The sequence below is a fragment of the Cellulosimicrobium sp. EB106-03-01-XG111 genome, assembly GCF_058792115.1.
This window is the reverse complement of the sequence record NZ_JBYTEQ010000010.1, coordinates 175,815-197,150: the sequence shown is the minus strand read 5'-3', so window position 1 is coordinate 197,150 and position 21,336 is coordinate 175,815. Positions and strand designations below refer to the sequence as shown.

At 73.6% G+C, this 21,336-nt stretch carries 22 protein-coding genes; all 22 read right to left on the bottom strand.

The window, feature by feature from the left end; genetic code table 11:
* Positions 1 to 71 precede the first annotated feature (71 nt).
* The 22 genes from AC3WT4_RS11290 to rho all read right to left on the bottom strand — a co-directional run bounded on the left by AC3WT4_RS11290 (position 72) and on the right by rho (position 21,177).
* Complete coding sequence (locus AC3WT4_RS11290) at positions 72 to 1,115, bottom strand: LacI family DNA-binding transcriptional regulator (RefSeq protein WP_198285596.1); 1,044 nt, start codon at positions 1,113 to 1,115, stop codon at positions 72 to 74.
* Positions 1,116 to 1,374: 259 nt separating this feature from the next.
* The gene (locus tag AC3WT4_RS11285; protein WP_492315463.1) at positions 1,375 to 2,655 is read right to left on the bottom strand and encodes an N-acetylglucosamine-6-phosphate deacetylase; all 1,281 of its coding nucleotides are present in this window, start codon (positions 2,653 to 2,655) and stop codon (positions 1,375 to 1,377) included.
* A 48-nt stretch (positions 2,656 to 2,703) separates the two neighbouring features.
* On the bottom strand, positions 2,704 to 3,225 hold the full coding sequence (locus AC3WT4_RS11280; protein WP_074807514.1) for a DUF1990 domain-containing protein: 522 nt from the start codon (positions 3,223 to 3,225) through the stop codon (positions 2,704 to 2,706).
* The gene (locus AC3WT4_RS11275) at positions 3,222 to 4,217 is read right to left on the bottom strand and encodes a YndJ family transporter (protein WP_492315462.1); all 996 of its coding nucleotides are present in this window, start codon (positions 4,215 to 4,217) and stop codon (positions 3,222 to 3,224) included. Before AC3WT4_RS11275 ends, AC3WT4_RS11280 begins: the two co-directional genes overlap by 4 nt.
* On the bottom strand, positions 4,214 to 4,903 hold the full coding sequence (locus AC3WT4_RS11270; protein ID WP_492315461.1) for a TetR/AcrR family transcriptional regulator: 690 nt from the start codon (positions 4,901 to 4,903) through the stop codon (positions 4,214 to 4,216). Before AC3WT4_RS11270 ends, AC3WT4_RS11275 begins: the two co-directional genes overlap by 4 nt.
* 219 nt (positions 4,904 to 5,122) lie before the next feature.
* The gene (gene nucS, locus AC3WT4_RS11265) at positions 5,123 to 5,818 is read right to left on the bottom strand and encodes an endonuclease NucS (protein ID WP_074807522.1); all 696 of its coding nucleotides are present in this window, start codon (positions 5,816 to 5,818) and stop codon (positions 5,123 to 5,125) included.
* 64 nt (positions 5,819 to 5,882) lie between these two features.
* Entirely contained in the window at positions 5,883 to 6,299 is a 417-nt protein-coding gene (locus tag AC3WT4_RS11260) for a DUF2550 domain-containing protein (protein WP_108051044.1), read from the bottom strand.
* Positions 6,300 to 6,312: 13 nt separating this feature from the next.
* On the bottom strand, positions 6,313 to 6,579 hold the full coding sequence (locus AC3WT4_RS11255) for a F0F1 ATP synthase subunit epsilon (protein WP_021480887.1): 267 nt from the start codon (positions 6,577 to 6,579) through the stop codon (positions 6,313 to 6,315).
* 132 nt (positions 6,580 to 6,711) lie between these two features.
* The gene (gene atpD, locus AC3WT4_RS11250) at positions 6,712 to 8,193 is read right to left on the bottom strand and encodes a F0F1 ATP synthase subunit beta (protein ID WP_021480886.1); all 1,482 of its coding nucleotides are present in this window, start codon (positions 8,191 to 8,193) and stop codon (positions 6,712 to 6,714) included.
* 91 nt (positions 8,194 to 8,284) lie between these two features.
* Positions 8,285 to 9,181: a F0F1 ATP synthase subunit gamma gene (locus AC3WT4_RS11245; RefSeq protein WP_074807528.1), complete on the bottom strand. Its 897-nt coding sequence runs from the start codon at positions 9,179 to 9,181 to the stop codon at positions 8,285 to 8,287.
* A 2-nt stretch (positions 9,182 to 9,183) separates the two neighbouring features.
* Entirely contained in the window at positions 9,184 to 10,815 is a 1,632-nt protein-coding gene (atpA, locus tag AC3WT4_RS11240) for a F0F1 ATP synthase subunit alpha (protein ID WP_034653508.1), read from the bottom strand.
* Between the two features lie 110 nt (positions 10,816 to 10,925).
* Entirely contained in the window at positions 10,926 to 11,741 is an 816-nt protein-coding gene (locus AC3WT4_RS11235) for a F0F1 ATP synthase subunit delta (RefSeq protein WP_074807531.1), read from the bottom strand.
* Positions 11,741 to 12,349, bottom strand: coding sequence for a F0F1 ATP synthase subunit B (locus AC3WT4_RS11230; protein ID WP_034653505.1), 609 nt, complete (start codon positions 12,347 to 12,349; stop codon positions 11,741 to 11,743). Before AC3WT4_RS11230 ends, AC3WT4_RS11235 begins: the two co-directional genes overlap by 1 nt.
* Positions 12,349 to 12,579 carry an ATP synthase F0 subunit C gene (locus AC3WT4_RS11225; RefSeq protein ID WP_021482769.1) on the bottom strand — a complete coding sequence of 77 codons (231 nt, stop codon included), beginning with the start codon at positions 12,577 to 12,579 and terminating at the stop codon, positions 12,349 to 12,351. Before AC3WT4_RS11225 ends, AC3WT4_RS11230 begins: the two co-directional genes overlap by 1 nt.
* Positions 12,580 to 12,683: 104 nt before the next feature.
* On the bottom strand, positions 12,684 to 13,478 hold the full coding sequence (atpB, locus tag AC3WT4_RS11220) for a F0F1 ATP synthase subunit A (protein WP_021482770.1): 795 nt from the start codon (positions 13,476 to 13,478) through the stop codon (positions 12,684 to 12,686).
* A 238-nt stretch (positions 13,479 to 13,716) separates the two neighbouring features.
* Entirely contained in the window at positions 13,717 to 14,256 is a 540-nt protein-coding gene (locus tag AC3WT4_RS11215; protein ID WP_257417175.1) for a Cg1360 family ATP-synthase-associated protein, read from the bottom strand.
* Entirely contained in the window at positions 14,253 to 15,509 is a 1,257-nt protein-coding gene (locus AC3WT4_RS11210) for a glycosyltransferase family 4 protein (protein ID WP_108051038.1), read from the bottom strand. Before AC3WT4_RS11210 ends, AC3WT4_RS11215 begins: the two co-directional genes overlap by 4 nt.
* Positions 15,506 to 16,297, bottom strand: coding sequence for an L-threonylcarbamoyladenylate synthase (locus tag AC3WT4_RS11205; protein ID WP_492315460.1), 792 nt, complete (start codon positions 16,295 to 16,297; stop codon positions 15,506 to 15,508). The genes AC3WT4_RS11210 and AC3WT4_RS11205 overlap by 4 nt, the downstream gene beginning before the upstream one ends.
* A complete protein-coding gene (gene prmC, locus AC3WT4_RS11200; protein ID WP_492315459.1) occupies positions 16,294 to 17,358 on the bottom strand; it encodes a peptide chain release factor N(5)-glutamine methyltransferase in 1,065 nt (354 codons plus the stop codon). The genes AC3WT4_RS11205 and prmC overlap by 4 nt, the downstream gene beginning before the upstream one ends.
* A gap of 1 nt (position 17,359) precedes the next feature.
* On the bottom strand, positions 17,360 to 18,463 hold the full coding sequence (gene prfA, locus AC3WT4_RS11195) for a peptide chain release factor 1 (RefSeq protein ID WP_074807538.1): 1,104 nt from the start codon (positions 18,461 to 18,463) through the stop codon (positions 17,360 to 17,362).
* Between the two features lie 201 nt (positions 18,464 to 18,664).
* Positions 18,665 to 18,883 (bottom strand): 50S ribosomal protein L31, encoded by a 219-nt coding sequence (gene rpmE / locus AC3WT4_RS11190; RefSeq protein ID WP_074807541.1) that lies wholly within the window; start codon positions 18,881 to 18,883, stop codon positions 18,665 to 18,667.
* Positions 18,884 to 19,047: 164 nt separating this feature from the next.
* Complete coding sequence (gene rho, locus AC3WT4_RS11185) at positions 19,048 to 21,177, bottom strand: transcription termination factor Rho (RefSeq protein ID WP_492315458.1); 2,130 nt, start codon at positions 21,175 to 21,177, stop codon at positions 19,048 to 19,050.
* Positions 21,178 to 21,336: the final 159 nt, after the last annotated feature.

The window sequence follows — 21,336 nt, the reverse complement described above, 5'->3', positions numbered from 1 at the left end:
GTGCGTGTCCTCCTCATCGAGTGTCCGGCGGGGGCCGGAGGGCGGCCGGGCGTCGCCCGGCCGGTCGGTTCTCAGCGAGCCGCGGGCTCGGGGTCGTCGTCCGGTGCCCGGCCCGCCGCGGGGGCGACGCTGCTGCCGGGCTCGAGGACGCACGGGATGAGCACGTTCGGTGTGCTCGGACGGGAGCCGTCCACGAGGGACAGCAGCTTCTGCACGCCCAGGCGGCCGAGCTCGGCCCCGGGGGCGTGCATGGTGGTGAGCGGCGGGTTGCTCATCTCCCCGACGCCGGGCGACGTGACGATCGACAGGATCGACATGTCGCCGGGGATCGCGACGCCGCGCTGCTGGAGCTCGGCCACGACGCCGAACGTCGCGATCTCGTTCATGGTGACGAACGCCGTGAGGCGGGGCTCGCGCGCGAGCAGCGTCGCGACGGCGTCGCGGCCCGCGCTCGGCGACTCGTCGACGCGCAGCGCGACCGGTTCGAGCCCGCGACGGCGCATCGCCGCCTCGAAGCCCTCCTCGGCGCGGAACGTCGGCGCGTAGCCGTCGTCCGCCGTCGCCTGCGAGTGGTTAACGAGCGCCACGTGCCGGTGGCCCAGGTCGACGAGGTGCTGGACCGCGTCGTCCGTCGTGCGCTCGAAGTCGATGTCGACCGACGGGCGGTCGGAGACGTCGCGCGTCCGGCCGATCATCGTGTACGGGACGCCGGCCTCGTGCAGCACGTCGACCCGCGCGTCGTCGAGCGCGACCTCCATGAGCAGGACGCCGTCCGCCATCCCCTGGCGCACGAGGTCGCGGACCTCCGGCGCCTGGGTCGTGCGGAAGGGCCACAGGACGAGGTGGTAACCGTTCTCGCGCGCGGTCTCCGCCGCCGACGAGACGAACTCGGCGACCGTGCCGCCGAGACCCTTCTCCATCGCGGGGTAGATGAGCGCCAGCACGTGGCTGCGGCGGGACGCGAGCCCGCGGGCCATCGCGTTGGGCTGGTAGCCGAGCTCGGCCATGGCGTCCTCGATGCGCCGGCGCGTGGCGTCGGAGACCGGGCGCGTGCCGGACAGGGCGTACGAGACCGTGCTCAGCGAGACCTGCGCGCGTCGCGCCACGTCCTGCATCGTCGCCATCCTCACCACTCCCCTGTGGTCCGGTCCCGCACCTCGGCCGTCGAAGCGCTTCGTCGAAACGCATCGTCGAAGCGCTTCGATGTTACGAGTATTGGTTGAACAAATGGGTGGAGTCAAGTCCGTCGGGCGAGAGCACGCTCTCTCGTTCCCCGCGGCACCCCGACCTGCGGCGACGTCCGGACGCGCACGAGCCGCCGGGCGGCAGCACTGCTGCCCGGCGGCTCGACCGGCACCACGGGCGCCGGGTGCGTCAGGCCGAGAGGTCGACGCTCTCCCCGGCGCGCAGCACCTCGCGCACCCGCAGGTCGGGGTCCGTCACGACGACGTCGGCCCGCAGCCCGGCGACCAGGCCGCCGCGGTCGTCCAGGCCGAGCACCCCGGCCGGGGTCCACGACGCCGCGCGGACCGCGTCCACGAGCGGCACGCCCGCCGCGACCGTCTCGCGCACGACGTCGAGCAGGTGGTACGTGCCGCCCGCGATGGCGCCGCCCTCGGTGAGGCGCGCGACACCGTGCGCGACCGTGACGCGCATCGGGCCGAGCTCGTACGAGCCGTCCGCCATGCCCGCCGCCGCCATCGCGTCCGTCACGAGCGCGACGGCGTCGGGCCCGGCGACCGCGCCGTCCGCCCCGACGTGCGCGCCGACGAGCTCGACGACGCTGCGGATCGTGCCGTGCGCGAGGTGGGTGCCGTCGGCGACGAGCTCGACGACCATCTCCCCGCGCGCGGCCGCCGCGAGGCACGCGGCGACGGGCCCGGGCTCGCGGTGGTGCAGCGGCCGCATCCCGTTGAACAGGTGCGTCGCGGTGAGCCGCGCGCCCGGCCGGCCCGCGGCCGCGAAGGCCGCGAGGCCCGCCGCGATCGCCGCCTCGGTCTGCTCGGTGGTCGCGTCCGTGTGCCCGATCGAGGGCACGGCGCCGACCTCGACGAGCGTCTCGATCACACCCCCGGGCCCGACGACGCCCGGCACCTCGGGCGCGACCGTCATGGTGCGCAGGTACCCGCGGGCCGCGGCGGCGATCTCCCGGACGAGGCCCGGGTCGCCGTCGAGCATGTCGTGCGGGTTCTGGGCGCCGCACCGCACCTCCGAGAGGAACGGGCCCTCGAGGTGGATGCCGACGATCTCGCCCGCCTCCGCGAGGTCGGCGAGCGTCGCCGCACGGGCGAGCAGGACGTCGCGCGGCGCGGTCACGAGCGACGCGACGAGGCTCGTGGTGCCGTGCCGCAGGTGCTCGCGAGCCCCGCCGAGCGCGTCGGCCGCGCTCGTCGCGTCGGGGAAGCTCGATCCGCCGCCGCCGTGGTCGTGCACGTCCACGAGGCCCGGGAGCAGGGTCGCCCCGTCCCCCGCGGGGACGTCGGGGAAGCCGGCGGCCGCCGCCCCCGCGCGCGGCCCGACCCACGCGACCCGTCCGTCGCGGACGGCCACGACGCCGTCGTCGAGCACCCCGTCCGGGGTGACGACGCGGCCCGCGAGGACACGCGCGGTGCCGGGCTGCTGGTCGGGACGGGGGCTGCGGGCGGCGTCGGTCATGAGGCCATTCTGGCGCACTTCGTACACCCGGCGTGCAAACCTCTCGGGTCAGCCGTCGGACGCCTCGAGGAGCCGCCGCGCACCCCGCCCGAGGTGCAGCGCGAACAGCCGCTGGAACGTCGGCACGGCGAACGAGAACGGGCGCACCCACCAGAGCACGGGCCGGCTGAAGACGTCGATGCGCCACCACAGGTCGCCGGCGTCGTCGCGCTCGACGGCGAAGCGCTCCTCCCCCACGAACGCGTGCCCCGGGAGCGTCCCGTACGCGAAACCCACGCGGTCCTCGGTGCGCTCGACCCACACGACCTCGCACGGCTCGTAGAGGCGCAGGCGGCCGACGCCGAGCAGCGTCGTGACCCGCACCCCCGGCGCGGCGACCGCGGCGTCCGTCTCGAGGCGTACGCGTGCCGCGGCGTGCACCTGCCACGTGAGGAGCTGCTCGCCCAGCCGGGCGAGGTCCTCGGGCGGCCGGGCGCGGTCGGTGAGGCGTCGGCGCACGTGCAGGTGCCGGTAGCCGGTGGGCCAGCGGTCCGTGCGCGTCGCCCCGACCTCGGGGTAGGTGAACGTCATGCCGTGCTCCTCTCGGCCCCCGGGCGGGGGCTCGTCGGGCCCGAGTCCCCTGCCGGGACCGGGGTCGTGCCGTCGCGCGCGAGCAGCCGGACGCCGAGCAGCGCGCACAGCACGAAGCCGAACGCGTTCCCGACCCCGTGCGTCGCGGCCATGACGTCGAGGCTCGGGTGCGCGAACCCGAGGGCCTCGCCACCCGCCCACCACAGCGCGAGCACCATCGACGCGCTCACGACGACGGCCGCCGTGCCGAGCAGCGCCCGGGCCGCGGCCGGTCGTCCGCCCGGCCGCGCGAGCGACCGCACGACGGCGGCCGCCGTCGCCCACAGCGCGAGCGTGAGGACGACCGCCCCGACGAGCTCGGCGACGTCGCCCACGAAGTACCCGACGAGCACGAGCGCCGTCCCGGCCGGGACGCCCCAGGCGCCCGCGGTCGCGAGCCGGTCGTCCGGGGCGAGCCGGGCCACCGCCCCGGCGACGAGCGCCGCCCCGAAGCCCGCGTAGAGCATGTGCGGCACCGTGAGCGCGAGGTAGGTGCCCGAGAACCCGAGCAGCCCCCACTCCGCCCGCTCGGCGACGAGGGCGCTCGCCCCCACCGCGGGCAGCACGAGCGCGGTCACGGTCGCCACCCGTGCGGCGAGGTCGACGCGCGGCGGTACCTCGCCCGGGATGTCGCCTCGGCCGCCAGGCCCGACGGCGCGTGCTCGCGGCCGGAGGGATCGTCCGGTCGCGGGGCGCAGCGTCCGCACCGCCAGACGGACGCCCGCCCCGAGCAGGACGGCGGACGCGAGCACGAAGGGCAACGCCAGCACGACGGCCAGCCGGCTGTGCGGCAGCAGGAGGCTCGCGACGGCGGCGGCACCGGCGAGCGGCCAGGCGGCGCTGCGCGGCGCCGGGACGACCTGCGGCCCGAGGAGCCGCAGGCCCAGCGGGAGCACGACCACCGCGCCGAGCGCCACCAGCAGCCCGACCACCGCCTCCCCCGCGGGGCTCACGACGACACCTCGCGGCCCGGGGTCGGCGCCGAGACGTCCCGGACGAGGCGCAGGGCGTCGTCGACCACGCCGCGCGCGACCGGCAGGCGCGCGAGCCGGACGAGGCTGCCGACGAGCGCGGCGCCGCCGTCGACGAGGCGGTGCGTGCGCGCGAACCCGGGCGACGAGTCGTAGACCCAGAAGAGCGTGATGCCGAGCTGCGCGAGCCACAGCAGCTCGGGAAGGCGCGGGCGGAGGTACGCCGGCACGCGCGACGACGTCCCCGCCACGACCTCCTCGAAGAGGTCCCGCGAGAGGTCGCGCGCGTCGGTCGACGCCGCCGAGAACGGGCTCGCGTCGGAGTCCGGACGGACCGCCACCGAGACGAACTCCGCGCCGAACGCGTGGAACGGGGCGAACGCGTCGATCGCCGCGCCCCACACCCCGCGCAGCCGGTCGGCGAGCGACCCGCCCGCCGCAAGGACCGGCGCGGCGAGCACGGCGTGCTCGCGCTGCACGTCGAGGTAGAGCTCTTGGACGAGCGCGTCCTTCGACGGGAAGTGGTAGTACGCGTTCCCCGTGCTCACGCCCGCCTCCGCCGCGACGGCGCGCATCGTCGTGCGCTCGTAGCCGACGTCGCGCAGCATCCGGATCGCGACCTCGCGCAGGTGCGCGCGGGTCCGCTCGGACTTCGGCGTCGCGCTCATGCGTCAGGGCCTTTTTTGAACATGTTCAAAAACTACCACGGCACGGTCCCGTCCCGTGCGAGCGCCCGGCGTGCGGTGCGGTGACGGCGCGAACGCCGAGTGGCCAGTTCCTGCTGTCAGCCGCCGAGCAGGCGGTCCTGGCGGGACGAACAGGCGGTGGTGGCTCGTCCTGGGGTCAGGACGAACCACGACCGCCTGCTCGGCGGGCGGGGGCGGGCGTCAGAAGAGGCGAGAGTCGACGTCGTCGACGCCGCGCATCGCGTCGTAGTCGAGCACGAGGCAGCCGATGCCGCGGTCCGTCGCGAGCACGCGCGCCTGCGGCTTGATCTCCTGCGCGGCGAACACGCCGCGCACGGGCGCGAGCAGCGGGTCGCGGTTGAGCAGCTCGAGGTAGCGCGTGAGCTGCTCGACGCCGTCGATGTCGCCCCGGCGCTTGATCTCGACCGCGACCGTCGCGCCGAGCGGGTCCTTGGCGAGGATGTCGACGGGGCCGATCGCCGTCGGGTACTCGCGGCGCACGAGGGTGTGGCCCGAGCCGAGCAGCTCGATCTGCGCGGCCAGCATCTCCTGGAGGTGCGCCTCGACGCCGTCCTTGACGAGCCCCGGGTCGATGCCGAGCTCGTGCGAGCTGTCGTGCTGCACCTCGTGCAGCTCGATCTCCAGCCGGTCGTCGCTCTTCGCGTGCTGCACGGCCCAGACCTCCGTGACGCCGCGCTCGCGCGCCTCGTCGGACGGCGCGCGGACTGCGAGCGAGCACGGCGGGCTCATCCAGTTCAGCGGCTTGTACGACCCGCCGTCCGAGTGCAGCAGCACGCTCCCGTCGGCCTTGACGATGAGCACGCGCGTCGCGAGCGGCAGGTGCGCGGACAGGCGGCCGGTGTAGCGGGCGGAGCAGCGGGCGACGACGAGGCGCATGAGGCGGGTCCTCCGGGTCGGTGGTGGGCGGTCCGGTCACGGCGTCTGCCCTCCGGGCGACGCCTCAGACGACGACGTCGCGCCGGCCCGGGGGCGCGGCCTCCAGCCAGGAGGCGAGGCCCTCGTAGGCGGCCCGCGACATCGTCAGCTCGAAGTCCTCGCCGCGGTAGCGGCACCGGACGAGGTAGGTGTCGGCGCTCCCGCCCGCGAGCGGTTCGCGACCCGCGATGACGAGGTCGTAGCGGGACCACGTGCGGGCCGGCCGGAGCGAGACCGACCACAGGCGCCACCAGTCGATCCGGCCGACGCCGTAGTGCGCGATGCCCGCGACCCACGGGGCCCCGGGGGCGGCCGCGCGTCGCGCGCCGCACTCGAACGAGCCGACGCGGTGCGACAGGGCCCGCAGACGCCACACCCCCAGCCCGATCGCGACAAGGACGAGGACGAGCAGTCCGAGCGCGATCCAGGCCAGGGGCGTCATGGTCGGGAGAGGGTCAGCGGGCCGGTACGGACTCGACCGAGTCCGCGACGATCGTGACCTGGTTCGAGTCGACGGAGAGGAACCCGCCGGAGACGCGGACCTCGAGGGACTCCCCCTCGCCCGCGATGCGTACCGAGCCCTCCTGCAGCACGGAGAGCAGCGGCGAGTGGTCCGCGAGGATGCCGATCTCGCCGTCCGCCGCGGGGGCCGTGACCCGCTGCGCGCGGCCCGACCAGATCTTGCGGTCCGCCGCCACGAGGTCGACGTTCAGCTGTGCCACGGGAACTCCTTCATGGGCGGTTCATGCCCGGTGTGCTGTCCGGGACGACGCCCGGTCCGCGTGCGGCGGACCGGGTCGGGAGCGACGCCCACGGGGCCGGACCGTGCGGCCCGGCCCCGTGCGAGCGTCGGGTCAGGCGCCGTACTCCTTCTGGATGCGGGCCCAGTTGCGCTCGAGGTCCTCGAGGCCACCGATGTTGTAGAAGGCCTGCTCGGAGATGTGGTCGAACTCGCCGTCGGCGATCTTCTTGAACGCCTCGATGGTCTCGCTCAGCGGGACGGTCGAGCCCACGACGCCGGTGAACTTCTCGGCCATGTAGGTGTTCTGGGAGAGGAACTGCTGGATGCGACGCGCACGCGCGACGACCGTCTTGTCCTCCTCCGAGAGCTCGTCCACACCGAGGATCGCGATGATGTCCTGGAGCTCCTTGTTGCGCTGCAGGATCGACTTCACGCGCGTCGCGACGTCGTAGTGCTCCTGGCCCACGTAGCGCGGGTCGAGGATGCGGCTCGTCGAGGCGAGCGGGTCCACCGCGGGGTACAGACCGCGCGAGGCGATCTCACGGGAGAGCTCGGTCGTCGCGTCGAGGTGCGCGAACGTCGTCGCCGGCGCCGGGTCGGTGTAGTCGTCCGCCGGGACGTAGATCGCCTGGAGCGACGTGATCGAGTGACCACGCGTCGAGGTGATGCGCTCCTGGAGCAGACCCATCTCGTCGGCGAGGTTCGGCTGGTAGCCGACCGCGGACGGCATGCGCCCGAGCAGCGTCGACACCTCGGAACCCGCCTGCGTGAAGCGGAAGATGTTGTCGATGAACAGGAGGACGTCCTGCTTCTTCACGTCGCGGAAGTACTCCGCCATGGTCAGCGCGGAGAGCGCGACGCGAAGACGCGTGCCCGGGGGCTCGTCCATCTGGCCGAAGACGAGGGCCGTCTTGTCGAAGACGCCCGCGTCCTCCATCTCGTGGATGAGGTCGTTGCCCTCACGCGTGCGCTCGCCGACGCCGGCGAACACCGAGACACCGCCGTGGTCCTGCGCGACGCGCTGGATCATCTCCTGGATGAGGACCGTCTTGCCGACGCCCGCACCACCGAAGAGACCGATCTTCCCACCCTGCACGTACGGGGTCAGGAGGTCGATGACCTTGATGCCCGTCTCGAACATCGTGGTCTTCGACTCGAGCTGGTCGAACGCCGGGGGCTTGCGGTGGATCGGCCAGCGCTCGGTGATCTCGATCGTCTCGCCGGGCTCGGCGTTGAGGACGTCGCCCGTGACGTTGAAGACCTTGCCCTTGGTGACGTCGCCGACGGGGACGCTGATCGGGGCGCCCGTGTCGGTGACCTGCGCGCCGCGGACGAGGCCGTCCGTGGGCTTGAGGGCGATCGCGCGGATGAGCGAGTCGCCCAGGTGCTGGGCGACCTCGAGCGTGAGCGTGAAGGACTTCTCGCCCTCGCCCTGCGACGACAGGTCGATGTCGACGGTCAGCGCGTTGTAGATGTCGGGGATGGCGTCCGCCGGGAACTCGATGTCCACGACGGGGCCGATCACACGAGCGACTCGGCCCACGCCGGGACCGCTGGAGTGCTCGACCTGTGCTTCCACGGTGGTGGCGGTCATTGCTGGCCTCGCTTCGCAGTGCCGGAGTGGTCCCCGGCGGGTTCGGTCAGGATGTCGGTGATGGTGCTGGCCGCGCGGGCCTCGCGGCCCGTCATGACGCCGCCAGGGCGTCGGCACCCGAGACGATCTCGCTGATCTCCTGGGTGATGTCCGCCTGGCGCGCCTGGTTCGCGAGCCGCGTGTAGTTGCGGATGAGGTCCTCCGCGTTGTCCGTCGCGGTGTGCATCGCCCGCTGACGCGCCGCGAGCTCGGACGCCGCCGCCTCGAGGAGGCAGCTGAAGATCCGGCTGCGGACGTAGCGCGGGAGCAGCGCGTCGAGCACGGCCTCCGGCGAGGGCTCGAAGTCGTACAGCGGGAGCACGTCGTGCTTGCCGGCGGGGGCGACGCCCTCGACGACCTCGAGCGGGAGCATCCGCACGACGCGGGGGCGCTGCGTGACCATGTTGACGAACTGCGTGTAGACGATGTGCAGCTCGCTCACGCCGCCCTCGGCGGCCGGGGCGAGGAACGCTCCGAGCAGGGTCTCGGCGATCTCGCCGGCGACCTCCGCGTTCGGGGCGTCCGAGCCGTACGACCACGTGCCCGCGAGCTCGCGCCCGCGGAACGTGTAGTACTGGATCGCCCGACGGCCGGCCGCGTAGAGCGCGACCTCCTTGCCCTCGGTGGTGAGCCGCTCCACGAGGCGCTCCGTCTCGCGGATGATGGACGCCGAGTAGGCGCCGGCCATGCCGCGGTCGGACGCGACGACGAGCACCGCGACACGGTTGGTGTCCGTGCGCTCGCTCGTCAGCGGGTGCTGCGTCGTCGTGTGCGTCGCGACGGCCGACACCGCCCGGGTGATCGCCCGGGCGTACGGCGCCGCGGCCGCGGTGCGGTCGCGGGCCTTGCCGATGCGCGACGCGGCGATGAGCTCCTGCGCGCGGAACATCTTCTTGAGCGACTGCGTCGACTTGATCCGCTGCTTGTAGACGCGCTGGGATCCGGCCATGCTCAGGCCCTCTTCTGCCGGACGATCTGCTCCTGCTCGATCTCCGTCTCGGTCTCGTCCTCGGTGTCGCCGCCGACGAGCGGCGTGCCGTCACCCTTGAGGAAGCCGGCACGGAAGGCGTCGACCGCCTCCGAGAGCTGCGCCTCGGTCGCGTCCTCGAGCTTGCCCGTCTCGACGATCGTCGAGAAGACGTCCGTGTTGCGACGCAGGTGGTCGAGCATCTCGGACTCGAAGCGGCGCACGTCCTCGACCGGGACGTCGTCGAGCTTGCCCTTGGTGCCGGCCCAGATCGACGCGACCTGCTCCTCGACCGGGAACGGGGAGTACTGGCCCTGCTTGAGCAGCTCCATGAGGACCGCACCACGCTGGAGCTGGCCGCGCGACGCCGCGTCGAGGTCGGACGCGAACATCGCGAACGCCTCGAGCGAGCGGTACTGCGCGAGCTCGAGCTTCAGCGTGCCCGAGACCTTCTTCATCGCCTTGACCTGGGCGTCACCACCGACGCGGGACACCGAGATGCCGACGTCGACGGCCGGACGCTGGTCCGCGTTGAAGAGGTCGGACTGGAGGAAGATCTGCCCGTCCGTGATGGAGATGACGTTCGTCGGGATGTACGCCGAGACGTCGTTCGCCTTCGTCTCGATGACCGGCAGACCCGTCATCGAGCCCGCGCCGAGCTCGTCCGAGAGCTTCGCGCAACGCTCGAGGAGGCGGGAGTGCAGGTAGAAGACGTCACCGGGGTACGCCTCGCGGCCCGGCGGGCGGCGCAGCAGCAGCGACACGGCGCGGTACGCCTCGGCCTGCTTCGACAGGTCGTCGAACACGATGAGGACGTGCTTGCCGCCGTACATCCAGTGCTGGCCGATGGCCGAGCCGGTGTACGGGGCGAGGTACTTGAAGCCCGCCGGGTCGGACGCCGGGGCCGCGACGATCGTCGTGTACTCGAGCGCGCCGGCCTCCTCGAGGGCGCCGCGGACCGACGCGATCGTCGAGCCCTTCTGGCCGATGGCGACGTAGATGCAGCGGACCTGCTTCGTCGGGTCGCCCGACTCCCAGTTCGCCTTCTGGTTGATGATCGTGTCGATCGCGATCGCCGTCTTGCCCGTCTGGCGGTCACCGATGATCAGCTGACGCTGACCGCGGCCGATCGGGATCATCGAGTCGATCGCCTTGAGGCCCGTCTGGAGGGGCTCGTGGACCGACTTGCGCGCCATGACGCCGGGCGCCTGGAGCTCGAGGGCGCGGCGGCCCTCCGTCGCGACCTCGCCGAGGCCGTCGATCGGGTTGCCCAGCGGGTCGACGACGCGACCGAGGTAGCCGTCACCGACCGGGACGGAGAGGACCTCGCCCGTGCGACGGACCTCCTGCCCCTCCTCGATGCCGGTGAACTCGCCGAGCACGACGACACCGATCTCGCGGACGTCGAGGTTGAGGGCGAGACCGAGGGTCCCGTCCTCGAAGCGCAGCAGCTCGTTGGCCATCGCGCCCGGGAGACCCTCGACCTGGGCGATGCCGTCGGCGGCCAGGGTGACCCGGCCCACCTCCTCGGACACGGCACCCTCGGGCTCGTAGGACTTCACGAAGCTGTCCAGAGCGGCCCGGATCTCCTCCGGCCGGATCGTCAGCTCAGCCATTGCTCTTCTCCTGTCGTGGCCGCACCTCGTGGTTCGGGTGCGGTCGAACGTTTGTCGGTTGTGCGGCCGGTGGCCGGCAGGACGGTCGTCGGTCGGAAGGGTGGGCTTCTTCAGCTCACGAGACGTCGGCGTGCGTCGGCCAGCCGGGACAGCACCGTGGAGTCCACGACGTCGGCACCGACCTGGACGCGCATCCCGCCGAGGACGGCGGGGTCGACCGTGACGTTGAGCTGCACGGCGCGCCCGTAGGCCCGCTCGAGCAGCGTCGAGAGCCGGTCGAGCTGTGCCTGCGTGAGCACCGTCGCCGACGTCACGGAGGCGACGAGGCGCTGCCGACGCTCGGCCGCGACCTCACCGATCCAGCCCAGCGTCGGGACGAACCGGCGCCCGCGCAGCGCGCGCGTCGCGTGGACCGCGAGGACCTCGGTCGCACGGTCGGCCTTCCCGCCGAGCAGCGCGTGCACGAACGCGGCGCGACGCTCGGGGGCGATCGTGTCGTCGGAGAGGATCTGCCGTGCCTCGCGCTGCCCGACGAGCGCGCGCGACGTCCGGAAGAGCTCGTCCTCGACCTGCTCGAGCGCACCGCGCGCCTGGGCGGACGCGAGGACCGCCTCCAGGCCGAGACGCTCGGTCGCGTCCGCGAGGTCGCTCTCGCGCGACCACCGCGACCGGACGAGCCCGGCCATGAGGTCGACGACGCGCTCGTCGAAGCCCGACGCGAGGACGGCCGTGACGAGCCCGGCCTTGTCCGCACCGGAGCGCGACGGGTCCGCGAGCGAGCGCCGCAGCGGCGCCGACTCGTCGAGCGCCGCCGTGACCGCGAAGAGCTGCTCGCCGAGCGCGAGCGCGCTCTCGCCCGCCGAGCGCAGGACCGGCTCGAACCGGTCCCGCGCCTGCGTCAGGGACTCGCCGCTCGTTCCGCGCATCAGCGCTCCTCGGTGCCGGGACCGGTGCCCGCCGCGCTCGCCGCCGCGGGACCCGCGGCCTCGAGCTCGTCGAGGAAGCGGTCGACGACGCGGCTCTGGCGTGCCGAGTCGGCGAGCGACTCGCCCACGATCTTGGAGGCGAGCTCCGTCGCGAGCAGACCGACGTCGTTGCGCAGCGAGACCGCGGCCTGCTGGCGCTCGGCCTCGATCTGGCGGTGCGCCGTCTCGACGATGCGCGCGGCGTCGTCGGACGCCTTGGCCCGCAGGTCGGAGACGATGGCCGAACCCTCGGCGCGCGCCTCCTCACGGATCTTCGCCGCCTCGGTGCGTGCCTCCTGGAGCTGCTGGTGGTACTCCGCCAGCGCCGCCGCGGCCTCGGCCTGGGCGGACTCCGCCTTGGCCAGACCGCCCTCGATCTTCGCGGTGCGCTCGTCCAGGACCGCCTGGAACTTCGGCAGGACCGCCTTGTAGAAGACGACCGCGATGATGACGAGGACGACGGCCGACCACAGGATGTCGTAGCCGGCGGGGAGGAACAGGTCGATGCCTGCCGGCTCCTCGCCGGTCTCCGCCGCGAGGGTCAGCGCGGCGTCAGCCAGCGCCGTCATCACTGGAAGAGGAAGCCGGCGACGAGCCCGAGCAGCGCGAGCAGCTCGACGAACGCGACACCGAGGAACATGGTGGCGCGGAGCTGGCCGGCGACCTCAGGCTGGCGGGCCATGCCCTCGACGGTCTTGCCGATGAGGATGCCGAGGCCGATGCCCGGGCCGATCGCGGCGATGCCGTAGCCGATCGTGTTGATGCTGCCGGAGACCTCGGCGAGGGTGGTGACGTCCACGTGTGCTCGTTCCTTCCGTTGGGCGCCCGACCGGTCGGCCGGGCGTCACATTGAGTGGTGCGTGGTGGGAGAGGGTCGGTCGGGGCGCGCGGTGCGGCCTCGGGTCAGTGCTCCTCTTCGAGCGCGATGTTGAGGTACACCGACGCGAGGAGCGCGAAGATGTAGGCCTGCAGGGCCGCGACGAGGAGCTCGAAGAGCGTGAAGATCAGCCCGCCGGCGAGCGTCAGGACGCCGAAGGCCTTCATCGCGGGGACCGCCTCGAACACGAAGTACTGCGTCGCGGCGAAGCACAGGACCAGCATGATGTGGCCGGCGACCATGTTGGCGACGAGACGGATGGCGAGCGAGGCCGGCCGGATGATGAGGATCTGGAGCAGCTCGATCGGGGTGACGATCAGGTAGATCGGCGCCGGGATCCCCGGGGGGAAGAGGCTGTTCTTGAGGTAGCCGCCGAGGCCGTGCGCCTTGATGCCCACGGCCCAGTAGGTGACGAGCACCCACAGCGCGAGCAGGAAGGGCAGGCCCATGCGGGCGGTCCCCGCCATGTTGAGGCCGGGGATGATGCCCGTGAGGTTGAAGGCGAGGACCGCGAAGAAGATCGTCGTGATCATCGGGACGAAGCGCTTGGCGTGCTCCTTGCCCATGATCTCCTCGACGATCTGGACCCGGACGAAGTCCAGCATCATCTCGATCGCGTTCTGGAAGCGCCCGGGGACCAGGCGCGCCCGGCGCGCGGCGACGACGAAGATCGCGAGGAGGACGATCGTGGCCACGATCCGGACGATCCAGATCCGGTCGATCTGGAAGATGGTGCCCTCGAAGAGGATCGCCGGCGGGAAGAAGTCGGCGATGGACGGCGCGTGGAAGCCACCTTCGCTCTCGGATGCAGCGAGGAGCACGGGGGTCGCAAGCGTGGACAGGGTGGACTCCCAATGGTCGTGTGGTCCGGGCAGCCGTCACCCGTGGGTGGGCACGCCGTCGGACCTGGCCGTCATGGATTCGCCAGTAGCCTAACGTATGGATCCGCGTGCTCTCGCCGTTCCCGGCCGCTTGTGACATTTTGCTCATGCTGCGGGACGAGGGTCCCTCCCCCGGCGCGGCGACCTCGTGGTACGTCGGCCGCCCGCCGGTGGTACGTCAGCGCGCCGCTGGGTCGACGTAGGGGATCCGTCCCCTGCTCACGGCCCGGTAGTCGAGCGCGGCGGAGCCCATCACCCCGACGAGCAGGACCCCGGCGAACACCCACCGGTCGTAGAAGTCCATGCCCCGCAGGACGACGAGGACCGCGACGAGCACCACCATCTTGCCGAGCCAGCTCGCCATGACGACCGCGGCCGTCGTGGTCGGGCTCGCGTCGACGGTGCGCAGCATCGTCCAGACCGTGGTCGCGGAGAAGACGAGCGCGACGCCCACGCCCAGGAGCGCGCCCCAGACCCCCGGCAGCCCGGCGACGAGCGCGCCGACGGCGACGCCGAGCACCGTCAGCGCCCCCAGCAGCACCAGCACGTCGCGCAGCGCGGTGCGGAACACCGCACGCACCGCGCGGCCGTGCGCGCCGATCGTCTGCTCGACGGGGACGTCGGTCGCCGTACCGTCCGACCTGCCGTCCGACGTGCCCTCCGACCTGGCGTCCGGTCGGTCGTCCGGGCGGGCGGGCTCGGGCTGGCTCGTCGTCATCTCAGGGCTTCCTTCGGCGGGGTGGGGACGGCGGACGGCGCGGCCGGGTCTGTCGACCCGGGCGCGGAGGAGGCAGGGGGCGCGAGGACCGGCGGGACGTCGACCGCCGCGGCGGCGTCGTCGTCGAGGAACCGCCCGCGCGTGCGCAACGGTCCGAGCGTGAGGAGCGCCGCGGCCACGACGGCCGCCGCGAGGCCCGCGGCGACGCCGTGCCAGTGCCACTGGACCAGCGCGACGGCGGCGAACGCGAACACGGCCGTCCAGACGTAGAGGATGAGCACGGCGCGCCGGTGCGAGTGCCCGATCGCGAGCATCCGGTGGTGCAGGTGCATGCGGTCCGGGTGGAACGGGGACTTGCCGCGCGCGACGCGGCGCACGACCGCCATGACCATGTCGAGCAGCGGCAGGAGGATCACCGCGAGCGGCAGGAGGAGCGGGATGAACGCCGGGATCTGCTGGGCGCCGGAGAGCGTGGCCGTGTCGACGCGCCCCGTCACGACGATCGCCGCGGCGGAGAACACGAGGCCGAGGACCATCGAGCCCGAGTCCCCCATGAAGATCCGGGCGGGATGGAAGTTGTGCGGCAGGAACCCGACGCAGATGCCGACGAGGGCCGCGATGACGAGGGTCGCGAGGCTCGAGTAGTCGTCGGCGCTCGCCTTCTGCGTGAGCACGTACGAGTAGAGGAAGAACGCGGCGCCCCCGATCGCGACGAGGCCGGCAGCGAGCCCGTCGAGGCCGTCCACGAAGTTCACGGCGTTCATGGCCACCACGACCACGAGGATCGTCGCGACGAGCTGGAGGCGCGAGGACCAGATGAGCTGCTGCTCCCCGATGGGGATGGGCAGCGTGAACAGCACGACGCCCTGGCTCGCCATGAGCCCGGCCGCGAGCACCTGGCCCGCGAGCTTGGTCATCCAGTCGAGGTCCCAGATGTCGTCGGCGATGCCGAGGAGGCAGACGATCGCCGCCGCCCCGACGATCCCCCAGATCCGGGCGTCGGCGACCATCCGCCCCGCGACCTCGCCGACGAACACGCTCTCGAGGAAGGGCATCTGCGACGCGAAGACGACCGCCACGACCAGCCCCAGCAGCATCGCGAGGCCGCCGAGCCGGGGGGTCGGGATCGTGTGGACGTCGCGGTCGCGCACCGCCGTGATGGCGCCCGTGCGCAGCGCGACCCAGCGCGCGAAGGGTGTCGCGAGGAACGTCACCGCCGCGGCGACGAGCATCACGAGCAGGTAGACCCTCACCCGCCGTTCGCCTCCGGCTCCCCGGCGTCGCCGGAGCCTCGGGTCTCGGCGGACGCGTCGGCCAGGGCGTCGGTGGGCGCGGACGCCGGCTCCTCCCGGGCGGCCTCGACGCCCGGCTCGACGCCCGGCTCGGCGGCCGGCTCGTCGTCGGGGCCGAGGACGGGCGCGACCTCGCGCAGCCGCTCGAGCGTCACGGCGCCCTGCCGCACGACGCGCAGCGCGCCGGACGTCGCGTCGACGATCGTGGACGCCACTCCCCCGGGTGCCGTCCCGCCGTCGAGGTAGACGCCGACGGCGCTGCCGAGCTGCGCGCGCGCGTCGTCGACGTGCAGCGCCGCGGGGCGGCCCGTCGCGTTCGCGGACGACACGGCGAGGGGCCCGGTGCGGCGCAGGAGCGCGAGCGCGGCCGGGTGGTCGGGCATGCGGAGCGCGACCGTGCCGTGGGTCTCGCCGAGGTCCCATGCGAGCGACGGCTGGGCCCGCAGGATGATGGTGAACCCGCCGGGCCAGAACGCCTCGACGAGGCGGCGGGCGTCGTCGGGCACGTCGGTGGCGAGGCCGTCGAGCGTGCGCGCGTCCGGGACGAGGACCGGCGGCGGCATGTGCCGGCCGCGGCCCTTCGCGGCGAGCAGCGCGGACACCGCCTCGGCGTCGAAGGCATCGGCACCGATGCCGTAGACGGTGTCGGTGGGCAGCACGACGAGGCCACCGCGGGAGATCGCGTTGACCGCCTCGTCGATGCCGGCGCCCCAGGTGTTCGGGTCGGTCACGGGGTGGACGGAGCTCACGGGTCCATCCTTCCACGCCCGTGCGGGGACCCTGGGTCACCGGCAGCACCGGCTCGGCGTGCCACGACCATGCGGTCGCGGCCCGTGAGGTCCGTCAGCGTGCGCACCTCGACGAACGCGTCCGCGGCACCGGCGGCGGCCCGCACGTCGGCGGCCTGCACCTCCGCGTGCTCCATGACGAGCAGGCCGCCGGGCCGCAGCAGGCGCGCGGCGGCGCGCACGACGGCGCGCGGCACCTCCAGGCCGTCGGCGCCGCGCCCGTAGAGCGCCAGGTCGGGGTCGTGGTCGCGGACCTCCGGGTCGACCGGCACCGCGTCCGGCGGGATGTACGGCGGGTTCGACACGACGACGTCGACCGTCCCGTCGAGCTCGGCGAGGAGCGCGGGGTCGCCCACGTCGCCGACGAGCGTGCGCTGGGTGCCCGACCCCACGCGCGCGGCGTTCGCCGTCGTCGCCCGGACGGCCTCGGGCGAGAGGTCGACCGCGACGACCCGCGAGCCCGGCACCTCGACGTCGACGCTGATCCCGATGACGCCCGACCCGCAGCACAGGTCCACGACGAGCGGCGGCCGGTCCGCGCGCTCCGGGTCGCCGCGGAGCCGTGCCGCCTCGTCGATCGCGACCTGCGCGACCGTCTCCGTCTCCGGGCGGGGCACGAACACGTCGTCGAGCACCTCGACCGTGACGTGCCGGAAGACCGTGTGCCCGACGATGCGCTGGAGCGGCTCGCGTCCGCGCCGGCGCTCCACCGCCTCCGCGTAGTCGGCGAGGAAGCGGTCGGTCGCGCCCGCGGGCAGCGCCGGGCCGAGCGGGGCGTCGCCCGCGGGCAGCCGGTACCACTCGAGGCGCGGCAGTCCGAGGCTCCAGGCCGCGAGGGCCTCCGCGTCGTGGCGCGCGGACGGGACGCCGGCCTCCGCGAGGATCCCCTCGGCGGCCCGCACGGCGCGCCGGAGGTCGTCCACGGTGAGCGCGGCCGGGACCGCGGTCCCGGCGGTCACCGCCGCCTCCGCGGGCACGGACGGCTCGACCGGCACGGGCGACCCGGAGCGCGCGTCGCGCATCTCAGGCCTCGCCCGCGGCCGCGAGCCGGGCCGCCTCGTCCGCCTCCACGGCCGAGCGCACGACGGGGTCGAGGTCGCCGTCGAGCACCTGGTCGAGGTTGTACGCCTTGTACCCGGTGCGGTGGTCCGCGATGCGGTTCTCCGGGAAGTTGTACGTGCGGATGCGCTCGGAGCGGTCGACGGTCCGCACCTGGGAGCGCCGCAGGTCCGCCGCCTCCGCGGCGGCCGCCTCCTGCTGCGCGGCGAGCAGGCGCGCGCGCAGCACGCGCATCGCCTGCTCCCGGTTCTGGAGCTGGGACTTCTCGTTCTGCATGGACACGACGATCCCCGTCGGCAGGTGCGTGATGCGCACCGCGGAGTCCGTCGTGTTGACGGACTGCCCGCCCGGGCCCGACGAGCGGTAGACGTCGACCCGCAGGTCGTTCGGGTCGATCTCGACCTCGCCCGCGTCCTCGACCTCGGGGAACACGAGGACACCGGCGGCGGACGTGTGGATGCGGCCCTGCGACTCGGTCACGGGCACGCGCTGGACGCGGTGCACGCCGCCCTCGTACTTGAGGTTGGCCCAGACGCCCTCGGCCGGGTCGGACGGCGTGCTGCGCGCCTTCACCGCGACCTGGACGTCCTTGTAGCCGCCGAGGTCGGAGTCGGTCGACTCCAGGACCTCCGTCTTCCAGCCGCGGCGCTCGGCGTACCGCAGGTACATGCGCAGCAGGTCGCCGGCGAACAGCGCCGACTCCTCGCCGCCCTCGCCCGCCTTGATCTCGAGGATGACGTCGCGGCCGTCGTCGGGGTCGCGCGGGACGAGCACGCGGCGCAGGCGCTCGCGCGCCTCCTCCTCGGTCGCGCGCAGGCCCGGGAGCTCCGCGGCGAACGCGTCGCCGTCGTCGCCGCCCAGCGCGGCGAGCTCGGCCGCTGCCTCGGCGTCGTCGCTCGCCTCGCGCCACGCGCGGTAGGCGCCCACGACCTGGTTGAGCTCGGCGTAGCGGCGCCCGAGCGTGCGGGCGCGGCCCGCGTCGGCGTGGACCGCCGGGTCGGCGAGCTGCGCCTCGATCTCGGCGTGCTCGGCCAGCAACGGCTCGACGGCGGCGAACGACTCGGTCACGGACGGCTCCTCGGACGGTACGGCGGTGCGGGACGGCGGTCGCGGCCCGGCGCGGCGGCGCCGGGCGTGCGGTCGCACGCGGGCGCGTCGCGGGGCCGGCCGGTCCGGCCGACCCCGACAACGCGACAGCGCCGGTGGTCCGAGCGCACCGACTGCCCCTGGAGAGGTTGTCGGGCTCGGACCACCGGCGCTGCGGTGCTGCTACTTGCCGGCGTCCTTCTTGCCGTAGCGCGCCTGGAAGCGGGCCACGCGACCACCGGTGTCGAGGATCTTCTGCTTGCCCGTGTAGAACGGGTGGCAGGCGCTGCACACGTCGGAGCTGATCTTGCCCGACGTCTCGGTGCTGCGCGTCACGAACGTGTTCCCGCAGGTGCACGTCACCTCGGTGACGACGTACTCGGGGTGGATACCAGACTTCACGGTTTTCTCCTTGGGGTGACGTCTCCGGGTCAGGTGCGGCTACCGCGCCTGTGAACCGGCGACAAGCGGCCTGACGAGCGCAGGCCGACGAACCATTGTGCCAGAACGCGCGGGGGCCCCGAGAACTTCCCGGGGCCACCCGCCGTCGGTGACCGGGCGACGCGTCAGATCGTGCGGCCGACGTTGTCGTCGTCGGCCAGCCCGCCGGGCGTCGTCTTCTGGACGTGCAGCAGGAACTCGACGTTCGTCTGCGTCTTCTTGAGCTGGCCGAGCAGCAGCTCGATCGCCTGCTGCTGGTCGAGGGCGCCCATGACGCGGCGGAGCTTGTAGATGATCTTCAGCTCGTCCTGCGACATGAGGATCTCCTCGCGGCGCGTGCCGGACGCGTTGACGTCCACGGCCGGGAAGATGCGCTTGTCCGCGAGGTTGCGGGACAGGCGGAGCTCCATGTTCCCCGTGCCCTTGAACTCCTCGAAGATGACCTCGTCCATCTTCGAGCCCGTCTCCACGAGCGCCGAGGCGAGGATCGTCAGGGAGCCGCCGTTCTCGATGTTGCGCGCCGCGCCGAAGAACCGCTTGGGCGGGTAGAGCGCGGACGCGTCCACACCACCGGACAGGATGCGGCCCGAGGCCGGTGCCGCGAGGTTGTACGCGCGCGACAGGCGGGTGAGCGAGTCGAGGAGCACCACGACGTCCTGGCCGAGCTCGACCAGGCGCTTCGCGCGCTCGATCGCGAGCTCGGCGACGATCGTGTGGTCCGACGCGGGGCGGTCGAACGTCGAGGCGATGACCTCGCCGCGGACCGTCCGCTCCATGTCCGTGACCTCTTCGGGTCGCTCGTCCACGAGCACCACCATGAGGTGGACCTCGGGGTTGTTCGCGGCGATCGCGTTGGCGATCTGCTGCATGATGATCGTCTTGCCGGCCTTGGGCGGCGCGACGATGAGACCGCGCTGGCCCTTGCCGATCGGCGCGACGATGTCGATGACGCGCGGGGTGAGGCGCGTGGCCTCGGAGTTCTCGAGGCGCAGGCGCTCCTGCGGGTACAGCGGCGTGAGCCGGTTGAACTCCGGACGCTCGCGCGCCGCCTCGGGCGACATGCCGTTGACCGTGTCGAGGCGGACGAGCGCGTTGAACTTCTGGCGCGCGGTGTTGCCCTGGTTCTCGCCCTCGCGCGGCTGGCGCACGGCGCCCGTGACGGCGTCGCCGCGGCGCAGCCCGGCCTTCTTCACCTGGCCCAGCGACACGTAGACGTCGTTCTGGCCCGGCAGGTAGCCGCTCGTCCGGACGAACGCGTAGTTGTCGAGGATGTCGAGGATGCCCGCGACGGGGAGCAGCACGTCGTCCTCGTTGACCTCGATGTCGTCGAGGCCCGAGAGGTCCGGTCCCTGGCGGTTGCGGCCACGCTTGCGGTCGCGGTCGCGGCCCCGGTCGCGGCCCCGACGACGGCGCCCGCCGCGCTCGTCGTCCAGGAGCTGACGGTCGTCGCGACGGTCGCCCTGGCGCTCGCCACGGGTCTGCTGACCGGGCTGCTGGCCGGACTGCTTCTCCGGCTGCTGCTCGCGCTGGCGCTCGCCGCCCTGCTGGTCGCGCTGACGGTCGCCGCGCGGCGCGTCGCCGTCGCCCTCGCCCGTGCGCGGTGCGCCGGCACCCCGGCCCGCACGGCGCGAGCCGCGCTCGCCCGTGACGAGACCGACGGCGGCGGCGGCGCGCGCGGCGCGCTCGTCGGGCGACTCGTTCGCGGTGTCCCGCGTGCGCACGCCCTCGCCGAGCGCCTCGGCGACCGCCGCGGCGGCCTCCGACCGCGCGTCGCGGCGGCCGTCGCGGCGCTCGCCACGCTGCTCCGTGCGCTGCTCGTCGGCGCGCACCGGGAGGTCGAGCACGGGAGCGGCGGTGCGCTCCTCGCGGCTCGCGGCCGACGGCGCGTCCTGGCGCGCCGCCGAGGAGTCGGTGCCGGCCGCGGGGCTCGCGGCGGGCCGCTCGGCGCGGCGGCTGCGGCCGCGCCCCGAGGCGACGGGCGCCTCGTTCGTCTCACGCGACGCGGCGGGCGCCGCGTCCGTGTCGCGCCGCGACGCGGCGGGGCGCTCGGAGGCGCCCTGCTCGCCGGTGCGGGCGCGGATGACGTCCACGAGATCGCCCTTGCGCATCTTGGACGTGCCCTTGACCCCGAGCTGCGAGGCGAGCGCCTGCAGCTCCGGGAGGCGCAGGGTGGAGAGCGCGCCGTTCCGGGCGGTACCGCCGGCAGCGGCCGAACCGGTCGCGCTGCTCGTGGCGGTGTCGATGGTGTCTGTCACGAAGGACCCTTCCCCCTCGTTTGCGTCCGTCTCTCAGAGGGCGGACCGCGGGTGGTCGACGCCCGGCCGTGACGGCCGGTGCGCAGGTGTCACCACGCGTCAGTGGTACGACGACGTCATCTGACGCGGGCTGGATTGCCTTCTCTCGGACGGGCTCTG